General features: G+C 71.5%; 2 protein-coding genes and 1 pseudogene. All 3 read right to left on the bottom strand.

All coding sequences use genetic code 11. The features are described 5' to 3' along the window. Positions 1 to 288 (bottom strand): annotated as a pseudogene (locus HUV01_RS14475) (anti-sigma factor); the annotation flags it as partial. Further along, entirely contained in the window at positions 285 to 851 is a 567-nt protein-coding gene (locus HUV01_RS14470; RefSeq protein WP_174298906.1) for a sigma-70 family RNA polymerase sigma factor, read from the bottom strand. The gene HUV01_RS14470 and the pseudogene HUV01_RS14475, both read right to left, overlap by 4 nt. A 43-nt stretch (positions 852 to 894) precedes the next feature. Then, a complete protein-coding gene (locus tag HUV01_RS14465) occupies positions 895 to 2,730 on the bottom strand; it encodes a phosphoenolpyruvate carboxykinase (GTP) (RefSeq protein ID WP_174298905.1) in 1,836 nt (611 codons plus the stop codon). Positions 2,731 to 2,981: the final 251 nt, after the last annotated feature.

The raw sequence follows: 2,981 nt of genomic DNA, 5'->3' as shown, positions 1-2,981 counted from the left end.
CGCCCACCGCCAGCGGTCCAGGCGCGCGGCGGTCCGCTTGTCCCGGGCCGCGTCGTTGGCGGGCAGCCGGGCGACGATCGCCTCCCACATGCCGGCCGGCGGCGTCACGTCCGCCTCGACGAACAGTCCCACCGCGCGATCCTGCCAGCGGCGGTGCGCGGCGGCGAAGGCGGGCTCCTCAGCCGCCCGGCGTTCCGCGCCCGCGCGCTCGGCCGCGTCGAGCAACCCGAACGCCAGCTCGGCGGCGAGCAGTTCGTCCTCCTCGGGGACCGGGAGGGCGCCGCTCATTCCAGGCATTCGCGCAGCTTGATGAGCGCGCGCCGGATACGGCTCTTGACGGTGCCCAGCGGCAGCGACTCGCGCATCGCGAGCGTCGCATAGGACTCGCCCTCGAAGAACGCGGTAGCGATGAACGCGCGGTCGCCGGCGGCCAGCTCGCCCAGGCACTCGTGCAGCCGACGCTCGTCATGGCTCGCGCTGGCAAGCTCGAACGCGCTCGGCCGCACATCCGCGACGCCCGCCGCCTGCTCGATCGGCGACGTCGGCGAGCGACGCCGCAGGCGCAGGCGATCGATCGCGCAGTTGCGCGCGATCACGGCCAGCCACGTCGCGGGCGACCCGCGCGTCGCGTCGAAACTGCCCGCGCGACGCCAGATTGCGATATAGGTTTCCTGCAACGCTTCCTCCGCGTCATATCCATCAATCAGGATACGACGGCAGACGGCAAACAGCTTCCCGGAGGTCTCGCCATAGAGCTTCGCCAGCGCGGCGCGGTCGCCCGCGGCGATGCCGGCGATGACCGCGACCAGTCGCTCGACATCGTGCTGAAGGCTGACGGTCGGACCCGACATGGCCCCTTCCTACGCCCGGTCGGCACCGACACCAATCGGCTTGTCAGGCTATTGCGGACAATCGCTGCTCCAGCGCCTCCTGCTCGCGCCACAGTGCGGGCGGCACGCGCTCTCCCAATGCGGTCAGGTCGGTCGCGCTGGCCTTCGCCTCCTCGATCCACACCGCCGGATCGACGGCGAGCAGCTGGTCCAGCGCGTCCGCCGGAAGGTCCAGCCCCTCGACGTCGAGCGCGCCGGGCGCGGGCAACCGGCCGATGGGCGTGTCCACCGCCGCGCCCGTGCCCTCGCACCGCTCGACGATCCATTTCAGCACGCGCGCGTTGTCGCCGTATCCGGGCCACAGGAACCTGCCGTCCGCGCCTTTGCGGAACCAGTTGACCAGGAAGATGTGCGGCAACTGCTTGCCGTCCGACTGGGCGGCCGCGCCGAGCCGCACCCAATGCTCCATGTAGTCGGCCATGTGGTAGCCGCAGAACGGCAGCATCGCGAACGGGTCGCGGCGCAGCGCGCCGACCTTGCCCTCCGCCGCCGCCGTGCCTTCCGACGCGATGTTGGCGGCGACGTACACGCCATGGTTCCAGTCGAACGCCTCCGTGACGAGCGGCACCGCGCTCGCGCGCCGGCCGCCGAACAGGATGGCGCTGATCGGCACCCCCTCGGGCGCGTCCCATTCGGGCGCGATCGACGGGCATTGCGACGCCGGCACGGTGAAGCGCGCGTTGGGATGCGCGGCGGGCTTGCCGCTCGCGGGATCCCAGGGCTCGCCCGTCCAGTCGATCAGGCCGGCGGGCGGCGTCTCCGACAGGCCCTCCCACCATATGTCGCCGTCCGCCGTCAGCGCCGTGTTGGTGTAGATCGCGTTGGCGTGCAGCGTCTCGATCGCGTTGCGGTTCGTCGCCGGCGAGGTGCCCGGCGCGACGCCGAAGAACCCGGCTTCCGGGTTCACCGCATACAGCCGGCCGTCCTTGCCGAACCGCATCCAGGCGATGTCGTCGCCCACCGTCTCCGCGCGCCAGCCGGGGATCGTCGGCTCCAGCATCGCCATGTTCGTCTTGCCGCACGCGGACGGGAACGCCGCGGCGATGTAGTGCGCGGCCCCCTCCGGCGGGGTCAGCTTGAGGATCAGCATGTGCTCGGCGAGCCAGCCCTCGTCGCGCGCCATGACGGAGGCGATGCGCAGCGCGAGGCATTTCTTGCCCAGCAGCGCGTTGCCGCCATAGCCCGAGCCATAGGACCAGATCTCGCGCGTCTCGGGATAGTGGACGATCCACTTCTCCTCGTTGCACGGCCAGGCGACGTCCGCCTGCCCCTGCGCCAGCGGCATCCCGACCGAGTGGACGCAGCGCACGAAGAACCCGTCCTCGCCCAGCGCGTCCAGCGCCGCCGCGCCCATCCGGGTCATGACCTTCATCGACAGGACGACATAGGCGCTGTCGGTCAGCTCGACGCCGATCGCCGCCTTGTCCGACCCCGTCGGACCCATGCAATAGGGCACGACGTACATCGTGCGCCCCGCCATGCAGCCGGCGAAAAGGCCATTCATGACGCCGCGCGTCTCGGCGGGATCGCGCCAGTTGTTGGTCGGCCCGGCGTCCTTCTCGGCCTCCGAGCAGATGAACGTGCGGCTTTCGACGCGCGCGACGTCGCGCGGGTCGGACCGGGCGTGGAAGCTGTTGGGCCGCTTGCCCTCGTCGAGTCGCGTCAAGGTGCCGGCGGCGACCAGTTCCCTCGACACCCGATCCCATTCGGCGTCCGATCCGTCGCACCAGACCACCGCGTCGGGCCGGGTCAGCGCGGCGATCTCGTCCACCCAGTCGAGCAGCGCGCGATGGCGCGTGGGCGCGGTCTCGCGGGAGGAGCGGGTGGCCACATCGGACATCTCGTTCACATCAAGCCTCGTCTGCCCCCCTGGGGCCTTGGTTGGCGCCGCGCGCCCTGCGCCGTGATCGATCCATCTGCGCGAGCGAAAGCATTCTGTCTACCTTGCGCCACGGTCGCGGGCCGTCCGCACCGGCCCTTGACGAGGTACACCCCCTGCGCGCTTGCCACGATCGCCGCGGTCGCCGCGGTCGCCGCGGTTGCCGGGCTGGCCGACGCGGGGCAGGAAGCGCGATGCCCGTCGCTCCCCCG

It is taken from the genome of Sphingomonas bacterium, from assembly GCF_903643035.1.
Classification (GTDB): Bacteria; Pseudomonadota; Alphaproteobacteria; order Sphingomonadales; family Sphingomonadaceae; genus Sphingomonas.
Note: the sequence above shows the minus strand (reverse complement) of the source record. Positions and strands in the feature narration are given on the sequence as shown.

Excerpts from the sequence above, each read along its gene's own strand:
- HUV01_RS14470 (WP_174298906.1), bottom strand. The coding sequence starts at position 851 with ATGTCGGGTCCGACCGTCAGCCTTCAGCACGATGTCGAGCGACTGGTC.
- HUV01_RS14465 (WP_174298905.1), bottom strand. The coding sequence starts at position 2,730 with ATGTCCGATGTGGCCACCCGCTCCTCCCGCGAGACCGCGCCCACGCGC.